At 40.1% G+C, this 26,483-nt stretch carries 28 protein-coding genes; 8 read left to right on the forward strand and 20 right to left on the reverse strand.

The features are described from left to right. Positions 1 to 111: 111 nt before the first annotated feature. The 5 genes from WG954_RS02480 (at position 112) to WG954_RS02500 (ending at position 4,484) form a co-directional block, all read left to right on the forward strand. Entirely contained in the window at positions 112 to 990 is an 879-nt protein-coding gene (locus WG954_RS02480; protein ID WP_340433304.1) for a cell division protein FtsX, read from the forward strand. A 103-nt stretch (positions 991 to 1,093) separates the two neighbouring features. Beyond that, positions 1,094 to 1,330: a DUF3098 domain-containing protein gene (locus WG954_RS02485; protein WP_340433306.1), complete on the forward strand. Its 237-nt coding sequence runs from the start codon at positions 1,094 to 1,096 to the stop codon at positions 1,328 to 1,330. Positions 1,331 to 1,444: 114 nt separating this feature from the next. Then, complete coding sequence (locus WG954_RS02490; RefSeq protein WP_340433308.1) at positions 1,445 to 2,266, forward strand: undecaprenyl-diphosphate phosphatase; 822 nt, start codon at positions 1,445 to 1,447, stop codon at positions 2,264 to 2,266. 65 nt (positions 2,267 to 2,331) lie between these two features. Continuing rightward, a complete protein-coding gene (locus WG954_RS02495) occupies positions 2,332 to 3,627 on the forward strand; it encodes an MFS transporter (protein WP_340433311.1) in 1,296 nt (431 codons plus the stop codon). Continuing rightward, positions 3,624 to 4,484 carry an MBL fold metallo-hydrolase gene (locus WG954_RS02500; protein ID WP_340433314.1) on the forward strand — a complete coding sequence of 287 codons (861 nt, stop codon included), beginning with the start codon at positions 3,624 to 3,626 and terminating at the stop codon, positions 4,482 to 4,484. Before WG954_RS02495 ends, WG954_RS02500 begins: the two co-directional genes overlap by 4 nt. Positions 4,485 to 4,528: 44 nt before the next feature. Here the strand turns inward: WG954_RS02500 and WG954_RS02505 are convergent, their stop codons facing one another. Next, on the reverse strand, positions 4,529 to 5,338 hold the full coding sequence (locus WG954_RS02505; RefSeq protein WP_340433316.1) for a DUF3108 domain-containing protein: 810 nt from the start codon (positions 5,336 to 5,338) through the stop codon (positions 4,529 to 4,531). Beyond that, positions 5,335 to 6,240, reverse strand: a complete 906-nt coding sequence (locus WG954_RS02510; RefSeq protein WP_340433317.1) for a lysylphosphatidylglycerol synthase domain-containing protein — start codon at positions 6,238 to 6,240, stop codon at positions 5,335 to 5,337. The genes WG954_RS02505 and WG954_RS02510 overlap by 4 nt, the downstream gene beginning before the upstream one ends. Positions 6,241 to 6,358: 118 nt before the next feature. On the opposite strand from WG954_RS02510, the gene ruvC reads away from it, so the two are divergent. Further along, the gene (gene ruvC, locus WG954_RS02515; RefSeq protein WP_340433318.1) at positions 6,359 to 6,922 is read left to right on the forward strand and encodes a crossover junction endodeoxyribonuclease RuvC; all 564 of its coding nucleotides are present in this window, start codon (positions 6,359 to 6,361) and stop codon (positions 6,920 to 6,922) included. A gap of 500 nt (positions 6,923 to 7,422) precedes the next feature. Here ruvC and WG954_RS02520 read toward each other — a convergent pair whose 3' ends face one another. From WG954_RS02520 to greA, 3 genes are all read right to left on the reverse strand, one after another. Beyond that, positions 7,423 to 7,815 carry a hypothetical protein gene (locus WG954_RS02520; protein ID WP_340433320.1) on the reverse strand — a complete coding sequence of 131 codons (393 nt, stop codon included), beginning with the start codon at positions 7,813 to 7,815 and terminating at the stop codon, positions 7,423 to 7,425. Further along, positions 7,812 to 8,216, reverse strand: coding sequence for an HIT family protein (locus WG954_RS02525; protein ID WP_340433322.1), 405 nt, complete (start codon positions 8,214 to 8,216; stop codon positions 7,812 to 7,814). The genes WG954_RS02520 and WG954_RS02525 overlap by 4 nt, the downstream gene beginning before the upstream one ends. A gap of 187 nt (positions 8,217 to 8,403) precedes the next feature. Next, entirely contained in the window at positions 8,404 to 8,874 is a 471-nt protein-coding gene (gene greA / locus WG954_RS02530) for a transcription elongation factor GreA (RefSeq protein WP_340433323.1), read from the reverse strand. Between the two features lie 237 nt (positions 8,875 to 9,111). On the opposite strand from greA, the gene WG954_RS02535 reads away from it, so the two are divergent. After that, positions 9,112 to 9,657: a DUF2911 domain-containing protein gene (locus WG954_RS02535; RefSeq protein ID WP_340433325.1), complete on the forward strand. Its 546-nt coding sequence runs from the start codon at positions 9,112 to 9,114 to the stop codon at positions 9,655 to 9,657. Here WG954_RS02535 and WG954_RS02540 read toward each other — a convergent pair whose 3' ends face one another. From WG954_RS02540 to WG954_RS02555, 4 genes are all read right to left on the reverse strand, one after another. After that, positions 9,658 to 10,581 (reverse strand): NAD(P)-dependent oxidoreductase, encoded by a 924-nt coding sequence (locus WG954_RS02540; protein WP_340433328.1) that lies wholly within the window; start codon positions 10,579 to 10,581, stop codon positions 9,658 to 9,660. A 54-nt stretch (positions 10,582 to 10,635) separates the two neighbouring features. Then, a complete protein-coding gene (rsmA, locus tag WG954_RS02545; protein WP_340433331.1) occupies positions 10,636 to 11,391 on the reverse strand; it encodes a 16S rRNA (adenine(1518)-N(6)/adenine(1519)-N(6))-dimethyltransferase RsmA in 756 nt (251 codons plus the stop codon). Between the two features lie 57 nt (positions 11,392 to 11,448). Continuing rightward, positions 11,449 to 13,413 carry a T9SS type A sorting domain-containing protein gene (locus tag WG954_RS02550; protein ID WP_340433334.1) on the reverse strand — a complete coding sequence of 655 codons (1,965 nt, stop codon included), beginning with the start codon at positions 13,411 to 13,413 and terminating at the stop codon, positions 11,449 to 11,451. Between the two features lie 62 nt (positions 13,414 to 13,475). Continuing rightward, positions 13,476 to 13,856, reverse strand: coding sequence for a hypothetical protein (locus WG954_RS02555; protein WP_340433336.1), 381 nt, complete (start codon positions 13,854 to 13,856; stop codon positions 13,476 to 13,478). Between the two features lie 229 nt (positions 13,857 to 14,085). Between WG954_RS02555 and pdxA the strand changes: the two genes are divergently transcribed. Next, positions 14,086 to 15,177 (forward strand): 4-hydroxythreonine-4-phosphate dehydrogenase PdxA, encoded by a 1,092-nt coding sequence (pdxA, locus tag WG954_RS02560; RefSeq protein WP_340433338.1) that lies wholly within the window; start codon positions 14,086 to 14,088, stop codon positions 15,175 to 15,177. Positions 15,178 to 15,255: 78 nt separating this feature from the next. Here pdxA and WG954_RS02565 read toward each other — a convergent pair whose 3' ends face one another. The 11 genes from WG954_RS02565 to WG954_RS02615 all read right to left on the reverse strand — a co-directional run bounded on the left by WG954_RS02565 (position 15,256) and on the right by WG954_RS02615 (position 26,469). Next, a complete protein-coding gene (locus WG954_RS02565; RefSeq protein WP_340433341.1) occupies positions 15,256 to 15,972 on the reverse strand; it encodes a LolA family protein in 717 nt (238 codons plus the stop codon). A gap of 44 nt (positions 15,973 to 16,016) precedes the next feature. Further along, positions 16,017 to 16,892: an ABC transporter permease gene (locus WG954_RS02570; RefSeq protein WP_340433343.1), complete on the reverse strand. Its 876-nt coding sequence runs from the start codon at positions 16,890 to 16,892 to the stop codon at positions 16,017 to 16,019. Further along, complete coding sequence (locus WG954_RS02575; RefSeq protein ID WP_340433345.1) at positions 16,870 to 17,805, reverse strand: ABC transporter ATP-binding protein; 936 nt, start codon at positions 17,803 to 17,805, stop codon at positions 16,870 to 16,872. Before WG954_RS02575 ends, WG954_RS02570 begins: the two co-directional genes overlap by 23 nt. Before the next feature lie 57 nt (positions 17,806 to 17,862). Further along, entirely contained in the window at positions 17,863 to 18,147 is a 285-nt protein-coding gene (locus tag WG954_RS02580) for a winged helix-turn-helix domain-containing protein (RefSeq protein WP_340433346.1), read from the reverse strand. After that, a complete protein-coding gene (locus tag WG954_RS02585) occupies positions 18,140 to 18,796 on the reverse strand; it encodes a hypothetical protein (protein ID WP_340433348.1) in 657 nt (218 codons plus the stop codon). Before WG954_RS02585 ends, WG954_RS02580 begins: the two co-directional genes overlap by 8 nt. A gap of 2 nt (positions 18,797 to 18,798) precedes the next feature. Further along, entirely contained in the window at positions 18,799 to 19,386 is a 588-nt protein-coding gene (locus WG954_RS02590) for a hypothetical protein (RefSeq protein WP_340433350.1), read from the reverse strand. Positions 19,387 to 19,451: 65 nt separating this feature from the next. Then, positions 19,452 to 20,090: a hypothetical protein gene (locus WG954_RS02595; protein ID WP_340433352.1), complete on the reverse strand. Its 639-nt coding sequence runs from the start codon at positions 20,088 to 20,090 to the stop codon at positions 19,452 to 19,454. Positions 20,091 to 20,120: 30 nt separating this feature from the next. Then, entirely contained in the window at positions 20,121 to 20,420 is a 300-nt protein-coding gene (locus WG954_RS02600) for a 2TM domain-containing protein (protein WP_340433354.1), read from the reverse strand. A 33-nt stretch (positions 20,421 to 20,453) separates the two neighbouring features. Next, a complete protein-coding gene (locus tag WG954_RS02605) occupies positions 20,454 to 20,945 on the reverse strand; it encodes a DUF2269 family protein (RefSeq protein WP_340433356.1) in 492 nt (163 codons plus the stop codon). A 10-nt stretch (positions 20,946 to 20,955) separates the two neighbouring features. Further along, entirely contained in the window at positions 20,956 to 23,205 is a 2,250-nt protein-coding gene (locus WG954_RS02610) for a TonB-dependent receptor (protein ID WP_340433358.1), read from the reverse strand. 129 nt (positions 23,206 to 23,334) lie between these two features. Next, positions 23,335 to 26,469, reverse strand: a complete 3,135-nt coding sequence (locus WG954_RS02615; RefSeq protein WP_340433361.1) for a T9SS type A sorting domain-containing protein — start codon at positions 26,467 to 26,469, stop codon at positions 23,335 to 23,337. Positions 26,470 to 26,483: the final 14 nt, after the last annotated feature.

The raw sequence follows: 26,483 nt of genomic DNA on the forward strand, positions 1-26,483 counted from the left end.
CAACAAAATTAAGGATTACGGGGCTTGTGCAGGATAAATCTGCTAAATTTGCCCACATCCTGTGTAGGGCAGGATATTTCATTTTTCGAACTTACATTAAATCAACACGGCATGGCGCAACAACCGAACAAAGCATCGATGAAACGTTCTAAACCATCGTACCTCTACAGTATTATTGGTGTGGCTCTGGTGCTCTTCATCCTCGGTGTTTTAGGATGGATCTTCTTAAATTTTCAGAAAGTGGGTACTACCCTGCGTGAAAATATCCAGTTTCATGCTTGGTTGAGCACCACAAATAAAAAATCAATCGACAGTTTAACAACGTATGTGGCGGCACAGCCTTACGTGAAATCTTCGGCCTATATCAATAAAGAAATGGCGAAGGAAATTTATAATAAAGACGGTAACGAAAGCTGGGATAAGATTCTCGACGAAAATCCTTTGCCGGAAAGCGTTGACTTTTATGCCAAGTCGGATTATGTGCAGAAAGACAGTCTAGATAAAATTACAGCCGATCTGATGACCCGTTTTCCCGGTGTGATCAGTGAGGTACAATACCCCAAAGCGCTGGTGAATACCCTGAACGACCGGGCACAAAAAGTGGGCATTGTCTTATTGATCGTTGCCATTTTGCTGAGCGCCATTGTGATCGTATCGATCGACACGACCATACGTTTGGCCATGTTCAGTAATCGTTTTCTTATTAAAACCATGCAGATGGTAGGCGCCACCCGCAGCTTTATTGCACGGCCAATGAACATCAGGGCCATTATTAATGGACTGATCAGTGCGGGCATTGCCATTGCAGCTATCTGGGCAGTTATCACCTGGGCCGAAAGCTATATTCCTGATATGAAGGCGCTTCGTGATCCGAAGATCTACCTCATTCTTTTCGGTTCCATTATTGCCATTGGTGTGGGGATTTCGCTTTACAGCACGCACCGCAGTGTAATGAAGTATTTGCGCATGAAACTCGACGAATTATATTAAGCCTTAGCCGATAGTTGTTAGTGGACAGTAAAAACTACCGGCTAATGACTATAGGCTATCGACTAACAGCTTTTCCTTATATTGCACCCCTCAAAACAAGACTATGAGCCAGAAAAAAATAGCAACCATTTTTACCAAAGAGAATTACAAGTGGATGGCCATTGGCGCTGCAGTGATCGTTCTTGGTTTTCTGTTGATGATTGGTGGCAAAAGTGCCGACCCGAATGTGTTTAATAAAGAGGAAGTGTATAGCTTCCGCAGAATTACACTTGCACCACTTCTGATTATTGCTGGTTTGATCATTGAGATCTACGCCATCATGAAAAAGCCAAAAGACTAAAAGACATAATTTGAAAATTTGCCGATTTGAAAATTTGAAAACGAACAGTTCAAATACTCAAATCGGTTTTTTTATTTTCAAATTTTCAAATTAATCAATTCTCAAATTTCATTCGTGAATACAATTGAATCCATCATCATCGCCATTGTGGAAGGTTTAACGGAATATCTTCCTGTTTCTTCTACCGGGCACATGATCCTTGCTGAGCGGTTGATGAATGTACCTCCTGATAACTTCACCAAACTGTTTACAGTTGCCATACAGCTTGGCGCCATTTTAAGCGTTGTTGTTTTGTACTGGAAAAAGTTTTTCGATTTTAAACGCTGGGAGTTTTATGCGAAACTGATTGTTGCAGTAATACCTGCGTTGCTGCTGGGTTTTCTATTCAGTGATCAGATAGATGAACTGCTTGAAAGTCCGTTAACGGTTTCTATTACATTATTGGTTGGAGGTATTATTCTGTTGTTCATTGATAACGTGTTTAAGCAACATACCATCAGCGAAGAAAAAGAAATTTCGTTTGGTAAAGCATTTATGATCGGCTTGTGGCAATGTGTGGCGATGATACCGGGTGTAAGTCGCAGTGCAGCCAGTATCATTGGCGGTATGCAGCAAAAACTTACACGACCGTTGGCCGCTGAATTTTCCTTCTTTCTAGCCGTACCAACCATGGCCGCAGCAACGGGCTATTCATTATTCCTGAAAGACTGGAATGAAAATGGTGTTGAAGTGAAAGGCTATGATCTGATCCTTTCTTCAACGCAATACACACAGGCATTTATTATCGGCAATATAGTTGCCTTTGTTGTGGCGATGCTTGCGATTAAATTCTTCATTGGCTTTTTACAAAAGCATGGTTTCCGTTTGTTTGGCTGGTACAGGATTATCGCCGGTATTATTCTGCTAATCCTGTTTATGACCGGTTACCTCAAATAGCATTTCGTTTAATTATCCTATTTTCATACAGGCAGTCTTTCCTGCCCCCAACTAAAACCATCTGTATGCAGACTGCATCAAAAAAAATTGTGAACGGCTGGGCTATGTACGACTGGGCCAACAGTGTTTACAATCTTGTGATCACTACCACTTTCTTTCCTGCTTATTATGCCGCTGTAACGGGCATCAAAAATTTCCCTGATGGCATAACGTTGTTCGGAAGAAACTTTGTAAACACAGAATTGAAAGATTATGTGTTAGCAACAGGTTTTTTACTGATCGCATTATTATCGCCCATACTTTCATCTATTGCCGATTATAAAGGCAACAAGAAGAACTTCATGCGCTTCTTTTGTTATTTAGGTGCAATCAGTTGTTCACTCATGTTCTTTTTTGATAAGAATAACGTGATGCTCGGTCTGGTGTGCTTTATGTTTGCCGGAATTGGTTTTTACGGCTCACAAGTATTTTATAATTCTTACCTGCCCGAAATTGCTGCGGAAGAAGATATGGACCGCATCAGTGCAAAAGGGTTTACCATGGGTTATATCGGCAGTGTGTTATTGCAGATGGTTGGTTTTGGATTAGTGGTTGTGATGAAAGAAGATCCTTCACTTCCATTAAAGATCACTTTCTTACTGGTGGGTGTTTGGTGGGTTACATTTGCACAAATTCCATTCAGTCGTTTACCTAACCGTAGCGATAAAAGCGAACGTAAACTCAAGAAACATGTATTGGTGAATGGATTTCATGAATTGCAGCTGGTGTGGAAACAGGTAATCAAAATGCCGGTGTTGAAACGATTTTTAACTGCTTTCTTTTTTTACAGCATGGGTGTGCAAACTGTATTACTTGTGGCCATTGATTTTGGCATCAAGATCCTGAATCTTGAAAATGTAAAACTCATTATTACAGCAGTGTTATTACAGGTAGTGGCAATCGTTGGTGCACTCCTGATGTCGAGGCTATCAGGAAGGTTTGGCAATATTCGTGTGCTCATCTTTACCGTATTGTTATGGGTGTGCGCATGTATTGGTGGTTACTATATTCAAACTGAAATGCATTTTTATATTGTGGCTTCGTTTGTTGGTTTGGTGATGGGTGGCATACAGGCATTGAGCCGTGCTACTTATGCCAAGTTAATGCCGCAAACAAAAGACACTGCATCGTTCTTTAGTTTTTATGATGTAACAGAGAAGTTTGCGATTGTAATTGGCCTGTTCTCTTTCGGCATAATTGAAGGTCTCACAAAAGACATGCGCAACTCAATTTTAGTACTCATTATTTTCTTTGTGCTTGGTCTGCTGTTTCTCTTGCACACCTTGGTTACTCAAAGAAAAGAACAAACAAAGCTGATATGAAACTCTATTCAATCGAAACCGGTTATTTCAAATTAGACGGTGGTGCAATGTTTGGTGTAGTGCCAAAAGTGATGTGGAATAAACTGAACCCAGCCGACGAAAATAATCTCTGCAGCTGGGCCATGCGTTGTTTATTGATAGAAGATGGCAACCGGTTGATCTTAATTGACAATGGTATTGGAGATAAGCAGGATGAGAAATTTCTTGGTCATTATTATTTGCATGGCGACGATACGTTAGACAAATCATTAGCCAAACATGGGTTTAGTAAAGATGATATTACCGATGTGTTTCTTACGCATCTGCATTTCGATCATTGCGGCGGTTCTATAAAACGTGAAGGCGATAAATTAGTCCCTGCTTTTAAGAATGCAACATTCTGGAGTAATGAACAACACTGGGAATGGGCCACAAAACCAAACGACAGGGAGAAAGCTTCCTTCTTAAAAGAAAATATATTGCCAATTGAAGAAAGCGGACAGTTGAAATTTATTGTGCCAGGTGAATCGCAGTTTCATCAATTATCTTCATCAGTATTCAATGAAAATATGTCTGTACGTTTTGTAAATGGTCATACCGAAAGTATGATGTTACCGCAGATCAACTATAATGGCAAGACCATTGTGTACATGGCTGATCTGTTACCTGCTGCTGCACATATTCCTATCCCTTATGTGATGGCTTATGATATGTTTCCGCTTACTACCTTGAATGAAAAGAAATCATTTCTGACAGAAGCAGTTGAGAACGACTACATCTTATTCTTTGAGCATGATCCGCAGATCGAGTGTTGTAATTTGCAAAAAACAGAGAAAGGCGTGAGAATGAAAGAAAGATTTAGATTGGATGAGATTTGATGTGAGGACTCACTACTGTCCACTAACAACTATCGGCATTACAATTATCTTGTGCTGATCAATCCATTCAACTTATGACGTGTGTTTTTATAGCCCATCATATCCACTTTTATACTACCAACTGAAATGGGGCTTTCAATGCGAACGGGAATTCGGTTAGCATCATCACTCACCCACACCGTCATTTTTTCACCGCCTTTAAAAATGGTTCCTTCGATGAGTAATGGTTTGAATTTGATGGCATTGAATTTACCATACTTGGTCTTTATTTTTTCTTTGCCCAAATAGCGGACATACAAACTATATGTTTTATCATCAATAAACATATTGAAGGGAATACGATCGCCTGGTTTGTATTTATTGAAATCAATATTGCGGGAGTAATAGATGGCACTCAACACATCCTGCACACACTCGGGCGTTTTAAAGGTACCGCCTTGTGATGTTGCTGTATTGGCTTGCTGATTAAACGTAACAGTTTCAAACTTTTTGAAATCGCCTTCTAAAATATTACGGACAAACTTGTAAGGTTGTAATGTAGAAGTATCAATAAAACTTTCATACTTATCCCTCACTTTAAAAAGTCCGTCAAAAAAAGACGTTGTTCTTCCTTCCCCAATAAGATGATAAACTGCTTTTCCGTTATATCTTTCGAGGTTAATATGAAAATCGGCATGGCCACCATGCACATAAACTCCGGCTAATGTGTAATAAACCTGGTAGTTGATCGATTCGCCGTTTTGCCATGCAAAATTGCGGATACTGGCACAAAATTCATCACTTGTTTCCGGTTGTGTTGAAACAGGTGCAAAAGAAAGCAGTACTACTGAAAACAGAATCAAAGTGATCTTCATCGTTCCTTAAATATTTTTATCGTCAATAACAACAAACTTCCAATCAACGCCGGCACTACAAGATTTAATAACCAGATACCAGCCGTACCTGCAAGAATAGCAATACTGTTTACACTGAACACACTCACAATACTTAGCGCCACAGCTCCACGGATACCAACATCAGCTATTGCAAAACCCGGTACGATTGCCATAATTAAAAAGATCAATGCCACACTCCAGAAACCCTCCCACCACGGAATATCAACTTGCAATGCCTGCCATATCAACACATACTGCAGGGCAAAAACAACAAAACGTAAAAACGAATAAAATAATATTACAAGATACGTTCTGTTTTGCAAGCCATCCAGCACATTTGCAAACGATAACTTTTCTTTTATACCCGGTATCCATTGAACCGCTTTCGCCAACATCTGCATTCTGAAAAAAAACAATCCCGTTAAGCCGATAAAAAACAAAACCGACCAGGTAAATACCTGCAGCAATATGCCTGATAAATGTGTACCTCCAAGCTGCACATCGTGTAGCCGGGGTCTCAAAATAAGTAAGGCAATAAAGCCGCACAGTAATGTTATCAATAACTGACCAACACTTGTTACCAATGTAAGTGCCACTCCCTTCAATCTGAAATCAGGCTTCAGGTACACTACTCTTCCGCCATACTCACCGATACGGTTTGGCGTATTTACCGCCAGGGATAATCCACTCAACACAGATTCAAATGCTTTTTGAAACGATAATGGTTGAAATTTATTCACCAGCAGATACCATTTCCATGTTTCCAAACCCCAGTTAACTGGCATCAATAAAACAGATAACCACAGCTTCCAGCTTTCATTACCGGTAAAGGCCTGTTTTATCTGCTGCCATGCCCTTGGTAAGTCGGGTTGTTGCTTCACTTGGTTGTATAAGGATATGCTAATCCACACAAAAAGTATAGGGCCCAGAAAGTAATTGATAAAGATTTTGAATTTCCTGTTCAGTTTCTGTTTATTTTGGTCAAAATTAACCTGCTCCTTGCAAAGTTTTTCGAAAATCATTTTAGGAATCGACCCGGGTACTGTTATCATGGGCTATGGTTTGATTGGCGTTCGCCAACAGCAACTGCATTTAATTGAAATGGATGTGCTGAAACTTACCAAACACAAAGACGTGTACATCCGCTTGCAACTCATTCATGAGAAAGTAAAAGAGGTAATTGAAACGCATAAGCCCACCGATTTTGCCATTGAAGCACCCTTTTTCGGCAAAAACGTACAGAGTATGCTTAAGTTGGGACGAGCGCAAGGCGTAGCAATTGCGACTGCTATGAGTGCCGGATTAACTGTTACTGAATATTCGCCCAAGAAAGTAAAACAGGCTGTAACAGGAAATGGAAACGCCGATAAGGAACAGGTTTGGAAAATGCTGCAACACTATCTTGATTTTAAAGCCAAACCAAAATACTTTGATGCAACTGATGCACTATCCGTTGCACTTTGTCATCACTTTCAAACCAATAAACCTTTATTGAAAACAGCCGGGAAGGTAAAAGGATGGGAAGATTTTATTAAACAAAACCCGGGAAGGTTAAAAAAATAATCAGTCAGCTTCTCTGTAATATTTTCGGTGCGAAACGTTAGAAAAATAATCGTGCACCAAAGAAAAGGAGTAATGATTGTTGCTGCTGATTAAAATTGTTGTGCTCCAAAATGGCCTTGAGATGTAGCACATTTCATTACGTTTTTTCCAAGCAAACCTTTTTATATCAAACACCTGTTGCAGATATTTCCTGAAACAACTATCACAGTCGGCCGTTTGTGTTTGCTTGTAACATTTATTCTTCGGGTTGAAATAACAGGTAAAATTCAAGTCTCTCACTGCAGTATCCTTTACCAGGAGTGTTACTGTTGTATCAGTAATTGAAATAGTGCTCTTAAATGAAGCATTTTTTGCATAACGCTGAAATTGTTTAATAACCGCTTTCTTAGATCGCAGGAGATAAATTTGCGCAGAAGCAACTTGTGTAAGAAAAAAAATTGAGGCAAGCAGTAAAATGCAACGACGAATATTTTTCATACAAGCAGTCAGGTCAGGAAAATTTAATCTGTTTTCCGCATTTTCTTCAAACTCAATAAAAAAATACCAGCCGGTATGTATGCAAGCAAATAGAGCGTGTTAAAATGCCCGAACAACAAATCGACCCCCAGTTTGAGTGTTACAACAATTACAAAGCTGATGGGTCCCCATTTTTCCATACTCCAGGTACCACTCAATGCCACAAAACTAAACACCATCATTAATGCATTAACAGCCGGATACAACGTATCAATTCCACTTTTATTCAAGGCCGTATTGCCGGTGTACGAATATACAATCTCACCAAGCCCCCATGCAAAAAGTAGAACACAAAGAATAGTGATCAATTGCGGACGTGGTGCTTTCTTTCCCTTCTTACGTTTATATCCATACTGATCGTACTGTACCTGGGTCATGCTGATTGCTTGTTTAAATGTTGCAGTATTTTTTGTTGAGCAGTTTTCATTTGCTCTTCGGTTAACTTCAGTTTTGGTCTTGTAAAATTGAGATCATCGGCACTGTTGATCGGCACCAAGTGCAAATGTGCATGTGGCACTTCTAATCCTATTGTTGCTATCCCTACACGATCACATTTGAAAGACGCTTCAATTGCTTTCGCAATAGGTTTTGCAAATACTAACAATTCTGCCAGATCAGCGTCATCCACATCAAAAATCTTATCTACTTCTTTCTTTGGCACAACCAGAGTATGCCCTTCAGCCAATGGAAAAATATCAAGAAATGCATAGAAACGATCGTTCTCTGCAATTTTATACGATGGTATTTCGCCTGCAATGATTTTTGAAAAAATACTCATGCCGCCAATTAATTTTGAACGAAGATAAAAGAAGACACGTTGCAATGATGATCCATATTTCATCCTGTTAAAGGTAGTTACAAACACAGCTTCACGCTTCCTCGCTCGCCTCCCACTAATTGCATTTACAGCTAGCTTACCAATTGCAAATTTTCAACATCACAACGTAAGCAGCAGCCAGCAGCTTTTAAACGAAGATATCTTCTACTTTAAATTTTACGACACCTGCTGGTACCTGCACTTCTGCCACCTCGCCCACTTCCTTGCCAAGTAATCCTTTGCCGATAGGTGATGTTACAGATATCTTCCCGGCTTTCAGATCAGCCTCCTGTTCACTAACGATCTGGTAAGTAATTTTTTTCTTGGTAGCTAGATTGGTGATGGTCACCTTGGTTAATATAGCAACACGACTTGTATCAATGGTACTTTCATCCAACACACGTGCAGTAGCAAGCACACCTTCAAGCTGGCTGATCTTTGCCTCCAGCATACCCTGCGCCTCTTTGGCAGCATCGTATTCAGCATTCTCTTTCAAATCGCCTTTTTCACGTGCTTCTGCAATAGCTTTTGATGCAGCCGGTCGTTCTACTCCACGCATGTGTTGTAACTCGGCCTGCAATCTTTCAAGTGTTTCTTTTGTAACATATTGAACGCTCATGGTTCCTCCTTGTCTTTACGGTTATACAAAAAAATAACAACGCCTCAATTGAGCTTGAAGCGTTGCATGTTTTGTTAAAGAACAAAAATAGAACCTTTTTTTGAAACAGGGAACAGTTGTTTGCTTTTAGCGGAAGCCAGGGCAAGATTTAACAGCCGGCCCTGGAATGAATAATAATTTGAGAATCTGTTATATAGATAACCCTTATCCTTTCCCTATTTTTGAGCAAATTTTTGCATGAAAAAAATCGCTTTTATACTTGCTTTGAGCTTTGCCGCTTTAACCGGCAGTACCCAGGAAAAGAATGTTAACTATAATCCCAACGCAAAAAAAGATACCACGAAAAAAAGTATCAAATGTGCAGCTGTTGGAAAGATCGGTTCGGGAAATGTGCGCATCAACTATTATTCACCGGGTGTGCGTGGTCGCATTATTTGGGGAGGTGTGGTACCGCTGGATGAAGTATGGGTAACTGGTGCGCACTCTGCAACAAATATTGAAATAAGCAAAGCATTTCGCATTGGCAATAAAACTATACCGGCGGGCAAGTATGCTATTTTCACCATCCCATCGAAAACAGAATGGATCTTTATTCTCAATAAGAATTACGACCAACACCTCACTGATGATTATGATGCGAAGGATGATATCATTCGATTAAAAGTAAAACCTGTAGCCCTTGCAAAACCATTGGAGCGGTTGCAATACTTTGTTGGGAATAATAAACTCAGTATAGGTTGGGACAAAGTGAAAATAGATGTTCCCTTAACGATTGTAAACTAATTACTGCAATCCTAATTTATCAGCCAGCACTTTACTCATTTTATAAAAAGCTTCGTGTGTGTAGCCGGCAATATGTGGAGTTAAAATAACATTGGGTTGTGCAGCCAGCCAATCAAATTGTTGCTGTTCGCTTTCGGTGTACGTGTTGAGTTTTTCATTCTCCTGCACGTCTAAACCAGCACCTGCTATCAATCCTCTTTTCAATGCATCTGTGATGGCAACAGTGCCATGCACTTTACCTCGTGATGTATTTAAAAAGAAGGGACGTTGTGCTGCCGCTTCAAAAAATGCAGTATCGGCATAATGATAGGTTTCATTGGTCAATGGTAAATGTAAACTGATCACATCACTGTAACGCAGCACCTGTTCAAGAGATGCTTCTTTTACCTGCTCACCGCCAAATTCATATTGATATTTATCATGTGCAAGAATCGTTACATCAAACCCACGAAGTTTTTTTGCAAAAGCACGACCCGTATGCCCAAAGCCAATAATGCCAACTGTTTTTCCATTTAACTCCACTCCACGATTCTCATCACGCAGCCATTGATGCTGTTTCACTTCTTCAAAACTTCGACTGATCTTATTCATGAGATTAAGCAGCATAGCAAGTGTATGTTCACCTACCGCATCACAGTTTCCTTCAGGACTGCTGAGCACTTTGATGCCTTTACTTTCAGCAAAAGGAACATCAATTAGCTCCAGTCCGCTGCCAAGCCTTCCGATCCAGATCATTTGCTTGGCGTGCTCAAGTAATGCGGCATCAATTTTTACCCGTGTTGAAACCACAAGGCCGGCGACATCTTCTATTTGTATGGCTAACTCTTCGTATGAGATCGTTGGCGCATAAATTACTTCATACCCACCTTCCCGCAGTTTTTCCTGCAGGTAATCATGACACTTGGCTGTAATGATAACTTTCACTGTTTATATTCTCCTGCTGTTGATTGTACTTTTATTAATGGCTGATCTGTTTATCTACCTCATCCTGAATGTAAGTGCTGCGAAATCATCTACTGATAGTTGTTCTGCCCGTTTATTAAACAATTCATCTTTTAATTCTTCCGGATCAAACAAACCTTTCACCCCGTTGCGCAACATCTTTCTTCGTTGATTAAATGCAGTCTTAACAAGCAATTTGAACTTCTGTTCACTTTGCATTAATGGAATTGTTTTTATTGGTTTCATCTTTATAACTCCGCTTTTCACCTTTGGTGGCGGATTGAATGCCTGCTCATCCACATCAAACAAATACTCTACTTCAAAATAAGCCTGCACCAAAATGCTCAATATACCATACGCTTTTGATCCGGGTTTGGATGCTACACGTTGCGCCACTTCTTTCTGAAACATCCCTACCACACAATCAACTTGTTCTTTCCAATCCAACACTTTAAATAAAATCTGTGATGAAATGTTGTAAGGGAAGTTACCTACTATCATAAACCGTTCCGTAAAGGGACATGCAGCATCCAAAAAACTTTGATGCAGCAATTTTCCTTTGATAGCTGGAAAAGTATGTTCGAGATAGGTGATCTTTTCAGCATCCAGCTCCACCGCTTTAAAATCAAGATCTTGGTATTGTAAAAAATATTTGGTGATGGCACCGGCACCGGGTCCAACTTCTACCAAATGCTGTGGATGTTCATCCATAACAGCTTCTACAATTCTTTTTGAAATTGACTCGTCTTTTAAAAAGTGCTGACCTAACGATTTTTTGAGTGTGTATTCCACGCTGCAAAAGTAGCAGAAAAAAGCCCCCCGATTTGAACGGAGGGCTGTTGAATTGATTTAATGTGAAACGACGATTCGTTTTCTGAATATTTCATCCCCCACTTTACATTGAATAACATACTGACCAGGGCTCCACTTAGCAGCTTCAGTTACCATCCACTCATTAATACCAGTGTTTACCTGCTCGATGCTTCTGTAGACAACCGATCCAATACTGTTTGTAACAGTGATCTCAGCGGTTTGATTTCTATCTGAAGTGAAGTTTATCCGGAAAAGATTAGTAGCAGGGTTAGGTGACACAACTAACTCAAATCCGTTATTGCGACGAATGAATAATCGTATTGCATTTGTATAAAATACTTGTCCGCCTGAGCCTACATATTTTAATCGATAAAATACTTCGGTAGACCGGAAATTGACAAGATCGTCCAGTTCTGAATAAGCGCCACTGCTACGAGGCGAAATACGACCACCAACGGAAGTGTAATCAATGCCATTTGCACTGCGTTCTACCTGGAAATAAGAAATACCTTCTTCGCTATCACTATTCCAGCTAATCATACCTGATTTGCTTTGCAATCGGGCATTGAAATTATATGGTTTGCCCGCAAGAACATCGCAAGCTGCGTATTGTGTAATGGTAACAGTATCTGTTGCGTAAACTGTTCCACAACTATCCATCAACGTTTGACTTACTATATAAGTACCTGCCTGGCTTGCAGTAATACGGTCGCCTGATGTTGGACCTACTATATTACCTCCAATGGTTGACCAGTTGTAAACTGATGTAGACAATGGATTAGTTACATAAACTTCTGCAACACCAGCCGGACAAAGTACCGGGAAATCTGTTTCGATCTCTGCACTTGGTGCACGGAAAAAACTGAAAGGCCCTACGAAGTCTTTCAGTGCCGCCGTGAATGAAGTAGATGCTCTTGATTTCACCAATATTCTTCTGAATGGCAAACCACACACGTCGCCTTCTCTAACCAATGGATCAAGACCAAGCTTACTGAGGTTTACAGAAAATTCCATAAACTGATCGGCTGTGTAATTATCTACAACCGCCTGGCTACCCAACACAAGTTTAAATGGCCCGGCCCATGTATTGTTTCTACTTGTTAAACCATTATAAAATACTCCTCCGGCTTTAGGCTGAATAGCTGCATAACCATAAGTGGCACCGTTAATTGCACCATCAAACGTATAGTTACCGGGCGTACCAACCCAATTAAAAGCTGTTGGTGTTAAAAGTAAGGCGTCTTTATGCACCCATATCCGAGCTTCAACCATTCTGAGGCCAGTACCAAATTCAGCCGTTAAAATAATATCACCTGCACTTAAAATATTACCGGAAGCATCAAACTTCCAGGATGTGTGTCCGTCATCGGGTCCATATCCTTTAAAATTCAAATTAGGTTTGTCGTAATAAATATCTGTCTGATACATTTCAAAATCGAAATAACGGTCACCGCTTGTATTCTCAATTGATACACCTCCAAAGAGCCATAGTGAGTCGTTTGTTTCGGTGCCATCTCCATCTCTGCGCACATGCATAAACATGTCAAGAATTTCGTTCTTATCAGGTACACTTTGTGCTACTGGTGTCGTCCATGTATTTGGGTTCATCCCGTTCTTGTTACTACCTGATGCGAAAATTGTTGAGTCATCACCATGGTGGTCACGAATAAAAATACCATCAACCAATAACATACCATTTAACACATGAAACTGTGGGTAACGCATGTTACGGAAGAAGGGATAATTTCGGGTTGCCGGTTGCGAAGTATATCTCGCAAGAATACCTGCAGCACCAGTAGTATCAATAACAAAATCTCCAACACCCGGACCAACAATAACATTATTACTGAACCAGTCATCGTTACCAACCTGCAAAAAGTTATTGAAAAAGTTAGCTCTCAAATCACCATCAACACCAAATCTTGCTTTGATCTGCTGTGCTGTTAGTGTTTGGTTGGTTAGGGTAAGAAAGAGAAACAAACTGAGTAAAAGTTGTTTCATAAGTAACGGATTTAAATGAGTAGAAAGGCTGTGCACTGTAACCTGCACAGCCTTTCAAAAAGTTAGCCTTTTTTGCTTACAATACGAATCTCCTCTACAGGAGAGTTCTCTTTAGTACCGTCGAGGTGATGAGCCACAATACGATAAAACAGATAACCAGGGTATGCTCCTGTGTCTCTGTATTTATATGTTGGTTCAATAGAGGAACAACTTACTTCGTCAACTTCGAAGAACCAGAAACCATCATATGAACGTTCAATTGTAAAACAAGAAACTATTGAGGGATTGGCAACTGCCCAGTTAAGAGAAACATCGGCTGCCTGACGATGAACCCGGAAATAGCCAAAAGCCTGGCCAGATGGCGTATTACCTTTTCCTGTTGATTGTGCGTTGGTTGCAGTGAAAGACAGCGCAAACACTGCAATAATTAAGATTGCTTTCATGGGGATTACGATTTTGACACAAGTTAGAAACAGCCACTATCTTATCCTAAGAAACGGTCATGAATTTCCACTTAGTGCCGCACCTTTTTTTCCCACTAAAACACCGTAATTACTGCAATTGACCAACGTAGAAAAATTCCGCAAGCAAAAGCCTCTGTCTTTCAACTGGTTAGCAATGGCCTTCTAAAACAAACAATCCACTACATTTGTAAGCAATACAGTTTATTATATGACGCAAACCGAACAAAAACCAGTTATTGGCTTCAGCTGTGGCGACCTGAATGGAATTGGTATCGAAATCATTATTAAAACCCTGAACGACAGCAGGCTTACAGAACTTTGCACCCCTGTTGTTTTTGCATCAAACAAAAGCATCAACTTCTATAAAAAATCGGTGAGCGATGGTAATTTCAATTACCAGGCAGTAAGGGATTTCCAGCGTTTAAGTCCTAAAACAGTAAATGTGTTCAGCTGCTGGGAAGATGAAGTAAGCATTACCCCGGGTCAGTTAACAGATATCGGCGGCAGTTATGCCATTATTTCCCTCACCGAGGCTGTGAAGGCATTGAAGGAAAAACAGATCGATGCTTTGGTTACGGCTCCTATCCACAAAAAGAATGTACAATCAGAAGCTTTTCCATATACCGGTCACACGCCTTATCTGAAAGCTGCGTTTGAGGCAAATGATGTGGTGATGTTTATGGTGGCCGAAAATATTAAAGTGGCATTGGTAACCGAACATATTCCGGTTGCCGAAGTAGCGCAGCATATTTCAAGAGAAGCCATTGTAAGTAAACTGAAGTTGATGAACCAATCACTGAAAAAAGATTTTGGCATTGATAAACCAAAAATCGCAGTGCTGGGGTTAAATCCACATGCGGGTGATGAAGGTTTGATCGGCAAAGAAGAAGAGGAAATTATTAAACCAGCCATTAAAGAAGCAAAACAAAGTGATGTATTTTGTTTCGGTCCGTATAGCTCTGATGCGTTTTTTGCCCGTGGACAACACGAAAAATTTGATGCAGTGTTAGCCATGTATCATGATCAAGGTTTGATCCCTTTTAAATCACTTGCTATTGGTGAAGGCGTAAATTATACAGCGGGCTTACAAGGCATACGCACAAGTCCCGATCATGGAACTGCATTTGATATTGCAGGGAAAGGGAAAGCTGATGAATCATCAATTAGAGCAGCTTTGTTTATGGCAATTGATATTTTCCGCAGCCGCAATGGTTATGCCGATGCACGCAAAAACCCGATGCGAAAAATGAGTGCAGCAATGTTGGCAAGAGCTGTTGATGAAAAAATTGAAGAAGAATAAATAGAAAAGGTACAAGGAACAAAATTTCAAAATACAAGGTTCAAGATAAAAAAGGCAATGCATGAAGCGTTGCTTTTTTTATTTCATCATAGCATCTGTCACACCTTTATTGATGACATAAGAACTGTAGCTGATCTCTACTTTTCCTTTTTTATTTTTAGGGAGCTCAGGTTTTTTACTGCCATCATCATACTCAAGTGTAATGCCTTTCGGAAGTTTGTAATCTTTTGTATTGAAGGAGAATACTACTTTATCAGGCAAGCCCCACTCTGCATACTTACCGAACTGCATTTCCATATCATAGGTACCACTTTCTTTGGTAGTAGTGCTTGATTTACGGATGAGCAGATTCTTTTCGTCAATATACATCGTAGTTAAAACCACATCGCTGGTTTCACTGAGTGGTAACAGTTTAATTATGCGTACTACTGTGCCTGCAACAGTACCTACACCTGCATCAATAGCAGTATAACTATCGGTGAGTAATAACGAACTTACATTTACACTCACACCACCTTTCGGCAATAACGAAACACCTCCATCTCTCTTAATGGCGAACTTGTTTGGTTTCTTGAAATAAGATTTGATATTAGCAATTGGTGCTTTGATGAACACTACATCCGTCTTCATTTTACCGGTAGCAATATAATCGTTCACCTTATCCATCTTCGCCTTTACATTGCGGATGAGTTCATCAGCCGTTTGTGCTTTAATTGATGAGGCCACAAGAAAAAAGAATGAGGTAAGAAGGATCTTACTCAACAAGGGTATAAAAAAAGATTTCAATTTCATCATTTAGTATAACATTAAAATTTTAACGTTCAACTGTAAACACATCATCAACTCAGCACATCTTTCCTGTTAAATATAAAGATAGCCGACCCTGTGAAGATGAAAATATGCAGCAAAAGGATGCCTGCACTTCGTAAAACTGCCGGTAAATTTCGAATAGTACCCGGAATAGACATCCCTTCTGCATCTGTTTTCATCTCAAAAAAACCTTTCCAACCGATCATATGCGACGTAAAGAAAAAATCTTTAACATCCTGGAACATCGGGATATCCAATGTTGTGAGGATGGTAAATACAATGATCACACTCATTGTGGCCACAATGGGCCCCAGCGAATTCTCTGCAAAAATGGAAAAGAAAAATCCAAGCGATGAAACTGTGATGAGCGCTATTGCTGCATAACCAAACGCACATAAGTAGCGCCAGAAAATATCATTACCATTCAGGATAATGATCTCGTAACTTTTTGCATTCATCAAACCATCGGTACCGAATATAGCCATTGAAAGAAACAAACCAAGTATAGCAATCCAGATAAGAAGAATAATGGCATAAATAGCCGATGCCATGAATTTGCTCATCAACAGTTTTGTACGGCTTACTGGTTTTGTGATCAGTAACCGAAGGGTACCCATATTCGCTTCACCCGCAATCATATCTGCGCTAACCAATGCCACGAGCAACGGTACATGTATCAGCAATGTTTGCAAAATAACAAAGCAAACAAAATAGCCATTGAGCGGATTCCCGATCACATCAAAATTATCTTTCACATCTTTCAACACAAAATCCATGTACTTGGCTCCATCAACATAAATAGCCAGTTGTATCAACGACACAATTGCCCAAACAGCAATAAACGCTATGTAAGTGCGTGGACGTTTGAATACTTTGAACAACTCAATTTTTAAAAGGCTCCACATGTTGATTTGCTGTTGTGATCTTTAAAAAATAATCTTCCAATGAATGCCTTGCTGTAATACCCAATACACTGATGTTATTTTCAACCAACAATTTTGTCAATGCCGGCACTTCTTCTTTACGCAGTTTCAGTTCAATACCACCTGCATCAATCCCCATCATCTTATCTGCATAATTTGTTTGCGTGAGTAATTGTTCGCAAGTTGTGTGATCCTTTGTTTCGATATAGACTACGGTGTCATCGGGATGAAATAACTCAGCCACTGTCCCTTCAACCAATTTCTTTCCCTTATCAATAATGAGCATGCGGTTAGCAATCTGCTCAACCTCACTTAACAAGTGCGATGAAACAAGAATGGTCTTGTTCATTTTTTCACGCAGCATAAGAATAAGATTCCTCATATCAGCGATCCCTTGCGGATCTAATCCATTGGTTGGTTCATCTAACATGATCAGCTGCGGATCATGCACCAATGCAACGGCAATACCTAAGCGCTGTTTCATGCCTTGCGAGAATGTACGCACTTTACTGTTGGCCCTTTGTGCAAGACCAACAAGTTCAAGCTGATCCATAAAGTTTGCTTTCGTGAGTTTTACGCCACTCATTTTTGCAAACAATTGCAATGTTTCGTATGCCGTTAAATATTTGTAGAGATCAGGACGTTCAATCACTGCACCCGTATTACGCAGAATTTCTTTTCGGTGCTTGTACAGATCATAACCAAAAATTTCAATGGATCCACTTGTAGGTGTAATAAGCGTAAGCAACATACGGATAGTGGTAGATTTACCTGCACCATTCTGTCCAAGAAAACCATACACATCGCCTTTCTGTACAGTAAAAGAAAGATCGCTTACCGCTGTTATTTCGCTGAAAACTTTACTGAGTTGAGTAACCTTAATGACTGATTCCATAAAATTTGCTGCCGTAGCAACACTCAAGTAAAGATAAGGTTGGATTTAACGGAAAAATTATTTGGGAAGATAAGTTTGCAATGCTTTCACATAGGTTTCAAAAGCTGCAATGCCTGCCGGAGTAATCTTGCAGATAGTTTGCGGATAGTTGTCTTTGAACTGTTTGATCACATCCACATAACCAACCTCTTTTAGTTTACTGATCTGCACACTGAGGTTGCCAGCAGTAGAGCCCGTTTTCTCCCGGATGAAGGTAAACTCAGCTTCCTTAACGCCAATGAGCAAGCTCATAACGGCCAGCCGCAATTGAGAATGTAATATGGGATCGAGTTCTTTAAACATGTTGTTGTTTTCCCTGCAGGTATTTCATACGAAGAATAATACCGGGTACAAGCCAGGCTAGTGCTGCGGATAAAGCCATTAATAAAAAATCAAACTTTGTAATGGTGAATGCACTGATAACAGCACTTACCCAACATACAATTCCTCCAAAAGTCATTAGCTTAAACTTTCTTGCGGCTCCTGTTACAATTGTTGGGTAGCCATATACAAACAAGAGGTAAGATGAACCGAATGTCCAGAAGTTCGGAACATCCGATTTTCCTGTTATTTCTCTGTAATCATTGAGAATCGGATGCAATGTGTCCGCTGCAACATTGTTGATAAAATTCACAATAAAAATTCCTATGCCAAAACAAAGCCAAACATAACCCATCACGTCATCATCCCATCCTTTTGCTTTCCGTTCACGGCGTTCACGTATGGAAATGAATATTTGCGGAATAATGGCCAATAGTGCAAGTAACCAGATATCAACAGGCATACTCCACTTGAACTGAATAATACAAAATTGGATTAGGCTGCAGAAAGTGATAACAGCTCCCCACAGTATCGGACCAATACCTGTATCAACAAAATCACTTTTTGCACGGTTGATCATTTGTTGAATGATCATTAAACTTTCCTGTTCCGTTAATGGTTTTTCCTGCATGATCAATTTTGTTTTTGAAAGCGTGAACGAAGTAAGTATCCCGGAACGATCCATGTGATGATAACAGCCGCTGCCAGTAGCAAAAAAGAAAACTGGTACGGAATAAATACGGACACCAATGCCAATACCCAGCAACTCACTGCTCCGATACGCAATGCTGAAAATTTTAAAATAACTCCGGATAAAAATGTAGGCATGCCATACAACATCAGGAATAACGGGTTAAACAATTGCGGTTGCCCGCTACGTCCAATGATAATACCAACAATGAAGCCCATGATCACAAACACCAGCCATACAAAACCGATGATCTCATCGGTATAAGTGCGTACTGTTGTACTTTTCTTTACACGGGAGAGATAGATCATCTGATAAATAACGGTGGGGATTGTCAGCATCCACACATACATTAAATTCTTAAAGTTGCCGAAAAAGTAAACTGAAATAAAACTTGTAATACTACACACCAGAATAACCCAACCCCACAGTAAATACAAATGACCGTTTTCGCTGAAACGGTTCTGAGCTTTGCTGATCATAGATTCGATTAGCTGCAAGCTGTCTTTAGCTGAGAAATCCTGTTGCTCCATGTATTATTGTTTAAACGTCAAAAATAAGGGGAGTCCCGAAGTGTTTACTCCGGGACTAATACACATTATTTACACGCTGCGTATGCCTGTGCGTTTTGCTCTTTGCCCCAATTAGGATGTAATGCTGATGCCGGCTTGAATGCATCGAAAAGTTTTACCGCTTCTTCAAACACTGGTTTTGCTTTTGCACAACCACCACCAAATTGCTCAGGGGTTCTGCTAACACCTTGCGCTTCCCACATGTATGGACGTGGATTAGTTGGATCAAGTTTCTTAGACAACGCCGTGTTCTCCTGAATGATAGCTCCATACTGCATATACCTTGTCATTGGATCAGCACTCATTTTTACAGTAGCGATCATTGCTTTCACCAAAGCGATCTCCGAATTATTTTTTTCAAACTCTTCTGCTTTGTTGATGAATATAGTTGCTTTATCTGCTAAAGGATCGAATTGTTTTGGATCGTTTGTCATGAATGCATGCCACACTTGTGCAACTGCAGCATAATAAAACGGAAGCCATTGATTTTTTTCGGCATTACCAATACGCTCAAATGCATTTACTACATCCAGCATGGCGTCGGCTGTTTTTGCTTCGCCCATTGCCTGCATATTTTTTTGCATGGCACCGGTATATCGTTCGCTCTGTGCAATTGCAGCTGTAAAAAGATGAGCAAAAAAAACAGCAAGAAGTACTTGTTTCATGATTTTTTTTATTTAGAAGATGAGAAAGGTTTATTGTTTGTTTTTGAGTTTTTCGTACTCACGTTCAACACTGTTGCTTTTCGGATAAACGTATGCACCAAAGTAATGCGATGCAATACCAATACCCCAGCCAAGCATTGGCCATACCGGCCAGGGAACACCACCACCATAATGCTTTGCTCCATTGATAGACCATAGTATCCAGAAGAATGCATTGATCAGTAAATAAGTGATAAGATGCTGTTTGAACGATGCACGCTTTTGTGCGATCTCCCAAAGCTGTTTGTCTTTTTCTTCGTTTGAATCGGGGATTCGTTGAAAGCTACTCATGATAAGAGGTTTAATTATTATAGATTTTTTACATTATGCCACCGGGCTTAACAGCGGCCATTTTAAGATCATTAGTAAGAAAGCAAGTAAAGGAGTAAATAATGATAATGCACCCCACCACTCCCATTCTTTCTTATACTTTGTAAACTGTGCTTTATCATAGCTGTTGTTGCCAATACTTTGTTCAAGGTAGTTTTTCATTTTCGTTTGCAACGGCCCGACTTTTGCCATGAACATAATGCCAGATAAAGTAAACAATACAATCGACCAGAATATCCAACCCGTACCAAGCAATGGATAACCACCTTTTATTGCAGCCATAATTCCTCCTGCTGTTATCACCAGTACACCCGGAAGTGTAAAGATCTTATCTGCAGCAATAATACCTTTTACTGTGTGCTGCAAATAACCAACATCATTTACTTTGTATGCCCACTTCATCCAGAACAATCCGATTGTGATATTGCCAAGGAAAGCAACAACCGCCAACAGATGAATGATTTTAAACAGCAAATAAATATTCATAACTCAGTTCTTATAAATTGTTGTTGATGGCATCTTCACTACGGTCAACACCAAAGCTGATAAATGCCCCAATGAAAATGAACATTCTTGATGGCGGCACCAGTTCACTTCTGCGTGCACCATTTGTTGAATAATTATACCCATACACCTGCTTAATGTTAAAGATGTTACTCACGCTTAAAACATATACCGCAAATGCTTTTGCGTTTTGTTTTCCTATCGATGGCAGATAATTCAATGCAAAACTTACATTGTGATAATCAGGGATGGGTCCTTTATCAGCAAAGAATGTTTTGCTTGTGTTTGCATCGTACTGAATATTGTAATAAGGTCTGCCACTTGCATAGTTGTATGATAAGTTGATGTTTGTTTTAAGTTTGGTCGCAAACTTTTTCATCACTATCGATGCTGTGTGCTTTGCAGCAAAGTTGGGTGTAATGGCATTGGGGAAATTCAGGAAATCACGTTTGGTGTCAAGAAAAGAATACGATATCCAATAATCAAGATTCTTCACTGTTTTCTTATCTCTCCAGAACAATTCAAAACCGCTTGCATCACCAAACCCATTATTACTGCTTCCAATTTCACGACCATTTACATTACTTGTCTTGATCAGGTTGTCATACTTTTTATAAAACGCTTCTACACGAAATGTAGTGAGGCTTGTTGTTTTTTGAAACTGCGCAATGTAATGTTCTGCCTTCATAAAGGTCAATGGATTCACAGAAGGCTGGTAACGCAGTTCAGGATTTTGATAAAAGATGCCGTAAGCCAATGAAGCCTGGCTTTCTTTACCCAACTTATATGCCAGTGAAACACGTGGTGCAAGATTGGTTTTATTCAGGTAAGCTGAATGCTCAGCACGGGCTCCCAATTTCGCAGCAAGATTATTTGTCAGGTATACATCCTGTTCTGCAAATAATGAATACACATTTTCGATCAACCTGCTGTTGAACTTCATTCCATTGTATGACGTGAATGTACTTCTATCGTCACTATGATTATATTCTGTACCAAAGCGAAGGGTATTCAAACCTTTGAAACGTTTATCAAAAACGATGCGGGCATTTGTATAAAATCCTTTGCTGTCAATATCAAAACGTTTATACTCGAGGCCAGTCAGCAATACATCTTTCTTATCTTCATCCTGCATGCCAAATGCTATATCGTCTTTATTATTTGAAACAGAAAATCCTGCCTGCAATTTCCATTTGTTCTTAAGTGTTTCTTTCCATGAAAAATTATGATACGTGTTTCCGTTTGATAATGAAAAACGGTCTCTGTAACCTGCCGAGTCTAAACTGTTTTGCGTAAAGCCCAGTTTGTTCGTGCTGTAAAAACCATAATATTTCAGCATACCAGTTTTCGATGTTTTAATACGGAAGTTGCCATCGATATAATGTGCATCCGGTGCTTTTGTATATTCCTGTTGTTGTTTGATAACTGCAAATGCGAGTGCAAGATTTGAATAGCTGTAATTCACGCCCCATGATGCTGTTTTCTTTTTATTGAGTTTTTGAAATCCTGCTCCGAGACCTATCACAGAAAGATTCAATGTCGCTGATGATTGTTCAGGAAGATCGATTGACTCAAGAATTAATGCAGATGATAGCGCCTGGCCATACAGTGCACTATAACCTCCCGTGCTAAAAACAGTGCCTTTAAAAATAAATGGAGAAAAACGACCACGTTGTGCAATGCCCGGCACGCTGCTGAAAAAGAAATTATTCACTAACGTACCATCAATAAATGTTTTTGTTTCAGCTGCCGTACCACCACGCACAAACAATCCTTCGCTCTCTCCCACCTGTTGGGCACCCGGTAATGTTTTTAAAGCTCCGGTAACATCGCCATTTGCACTTGCTGTTGTTACAATATCAATAGATGATAAAACCGCCGCTGCCCGTTTACGATCACTTGCTTCAAATGATCCCGCTGTAATGACTACGGCACTCATTTCAGTTATTTCTTCTTTTAACTGAACAGGCAATTGCAGATCGCCACCTTTTAGTTCAACGGGCAACTCTACCGTTTTAAAACCAATGGCAGTAATGATGATAATTTGATTTCCCTTGTCGGTGGTTTTAAAACGGAAACGACCAACCGAGTCAGCAGTGGCACCGTCGTAAGAATCTTTAATGGCAACGGATGCGCCGGCCACCGGTTTCTTTTTATTGTCCAGAACGGTGCCACTGATGGTGGTTTGCCCAACAACGAGCTGGGTGATGATAAGGCTGATGAATAAGGTTAATGCTTTCATTTCTTATAAATAGATCACAAACATAGACTAGTTTATTTTATAAACCAAATATTCAACCCAGATTTTTTTGAAGTAACTGCAACAAAAATGCCCCCAGGAGCTGAGGGCATTTCGCTTCATGACGTTTGGCTATTTAGCTTTCCGGAGAAGTTGAGAGCTTTTAAGTTGACCTGCCCTTACCTCTAAAATATAATTGCCTCCTGGCAATTGGGGAAGGTTATTTAACTGAATTGCATTGGTTCCTTTAAATACCGATCTGATGGTGTTGTACATAATTCGTCCATGTTGATCGAATAAGCGGATATAAGCGTCTCCACTTGCCTCAACGGTTGCCTGAATATTTATCAACTGGTCAAACGGATTAGGCGATGCGGTCACTCTAATGGAGCTGCTGCTATACAATTTGATAACTGCACTGTAGCTTGATTTACCATCTTCATCCACCATCTTCAATCGATAATAATTAAACGATGCAAGAGGCGACACATCTACAAATTGATATGTCGTTTCAGCAACAGAGTTTCCGGTTGCTGCTACCGAACCAATGGAAAGGAAATTAATTCCATCGCTACTTCGTTCAATGAGATAATGACTTGCGTTTATCTCAGTAGCTGTTTTCCAGTTTAACTGTGATTGTCCATTCAGTAAACGACCATTGAACGAGAGTAGCTGAACAGGTAACGTACCGGATACAGTAATGGACGCTGTAGCGACAGAAATACAACCTGATCCGGATAATTTATCAGCAACAATTTCAATATCATAAGTACCGGGTGATGTGAATGTTTGAGTGGTGATGGTTTCTGCACCGCCATTACCAAATTCAGACGTTGCATAACTTGTACCACTGCCCGCATCCTCAACAACGTACAAAACACCTGATTGTGTATTAGAAACAGTATAGGTAACTGTTTGTCCAACTGAGATCGTTGATGTTGATGGACTAATCAATGGTGTTGTAGGAGCAGAACAGGAAACAGTGGTAGTAGAACCACATGCTGTGTTTAATGTACTGCTTGTTGCCTGTGCACCTACAGTCAATACGCCACCTGCATATAATGGATTAGATGCTGCAACAGGTACTGTCCATGATGATTGTGCTGAGAGTGACGTAGAGCCAATCAAGCCTCCATCCTGGTATAAATAAACTGTGCCAGTAAACGGACCAGTGATCGATCCTGAAACAGAGGTATTTCCTTCCGTATATGATCCGGTGATAGTTGGGCAAACAGTTGTAGCCGCTCTTGCAGTTGCTGATGAAGAGTTGGTACTAACAGAACAACTTCCGTTTTGTGCAGTTGCGTAATAGGTTGTTGCATTGACCAACGCAGAAACAGTAACCGACCATGTGCCATTTGCCTGCACTGTAGATGAACCCTGTAACACATTCGATCCATTATATACACGGATAGTTGTACCGGCTGGTTCAGATGATGTTCCTGTAACGGTTGTTGCACCACTGGTTAAATTACCTTGAATATCTGTGGTAATAACAGGTGCGGCGGTAAAGCACGACGCTGTAATTGTTGCTGCACTACTTACACACTGGCCACTTGCCTGTTGACGAACTGTAATTATATCACCTGCCTGAAATGTTTGATTGGAAAAACTATAAGCACTTCCTGCAGCAGTTGTTGATGCAACAATAAATCCATTAATAAATAAACGTACTGTTGCACCTGTTACTGCAGTTCCACTGATAACAGAACCCGGATAGAGAACTGTCTGTGTAATAGTAGGAGCTGCAGTTTGTGTGAGTGTTAAACAACTGAATGCAGGTGCTGATTCGCATTTACCCGATTCAACAACAGAAAAGGCATAACTGGCCGATGTCATATCATTCGCACCACCGGTACAGGCCGCATTAGGGCCACCATTATTTGTACTGTTATATTCCCAAATGGTACCTGAAGGATCTGTTGTTTGGTTATATGTAATTTTCAACGTTGTTGTTGCATCATCTGCCAATAAAACAAGATTGCCGCCTGCTGCAATTGTATATAATTTGATTCTTGCATTAGCGGGTTTTGTTCCTTGTATCCCTTTATTCGTTATACACGTAATGACCGTTGTTGTATTAGTTGAAATATTTGCAGGTGAGCATGATGTTACTGCAACACTATTACTTGTTAAACACATACTCTCACCGGTTGATTGCGATTTTGATGTAATGATATCTCCAATCGCTACACTTGCAATGATATAAGTCCAGGGGCTTCCACTAGTTGCAGTGGTTGTGCCGGCAAGAACGCCATTCTTGTAAATTGAAATTGTTGCTGTTGAGGGTTTGGTTGCATCAAGTCTTGTCCAAGTGCCTGTAATATTTACGTTTGATCCCGAAGCAATATCTGTATTTATAGCTGGTGCGGCAGTACATGCATCTGCAGGGCCAGAACCACCGGAAGTAACATCGTTCAAAGTAAAGCTTGGCGTATTCTCGCCTAAAAATTCCCATGCGTCCGTTGTGCTAGTAAAATTATCATCATTCAAACCATATATATCAGAGCGTGTTCCCTGAAATGCTGAACCTGGATTTGTATTGGTTGAAATAACCATGCGGATAGGTGTTGATGCGGTAATACCTAATGCCGACATGGGCACATAAAAATCATAGAAATAATCTGCATTACCAGATTCCCGACTGAGTGCAACTGAAATTAATTGGTTTGTTGCAAGAGAATAAGTATTGCTAGCTGTTGGATTTATAATACCATCTACATTATAAATAGCAACACGTCCGTTTGTGCCTGTTTCAAGCGCTACTTCTAATTCAAAACCGGGATTACCATTCCCGCTGTTTGTAGCTGCAATATAATTGGGATCAGCAGAAGAACCCGATGCTCCAATTTTAAGATCGGTATCAATTAAAATGTTATACGCTTTTGCACCGCTTACAATACTGCCAATACGCAAACGGAACAAAAGATTTGTTCCATCATTATAAATATAACAACCGCTGTTATCTACTGTTTTTACAATATCAGAATAACCGCCGTCTGGCCCTGTTGCAAGATCACCTGTGGGTTCAATCATTACAGGTTTTATGATCTTATACAATATTTCACTTTGAGTAATATCGCTCGTAATGAACCCTGCCGATGTTGCAGAAGTAAAAAAATCCTGATTGGGATTGAGAACAAGCGGACCTGCGGCACCTGCGGGTCGAACAATTAATCCCGGAGATTGAGCGTGCGTTACATAGGTGCACAATAAAAAAATAAAGGGCATCAACAGCCCTTTAAAATGTTGGGATATGGATTTCATTTTAAAGGTTTTAC

This window comes from Lacibacter sp. H375 (assembly GCF_037892425.1).
In the GTDB taxonomy this organism is placed as follows: Bacteria; Bacteroidota; Bacteroidia; order Chitinophagales; family Chitinophagaceae; genus Lacibacter.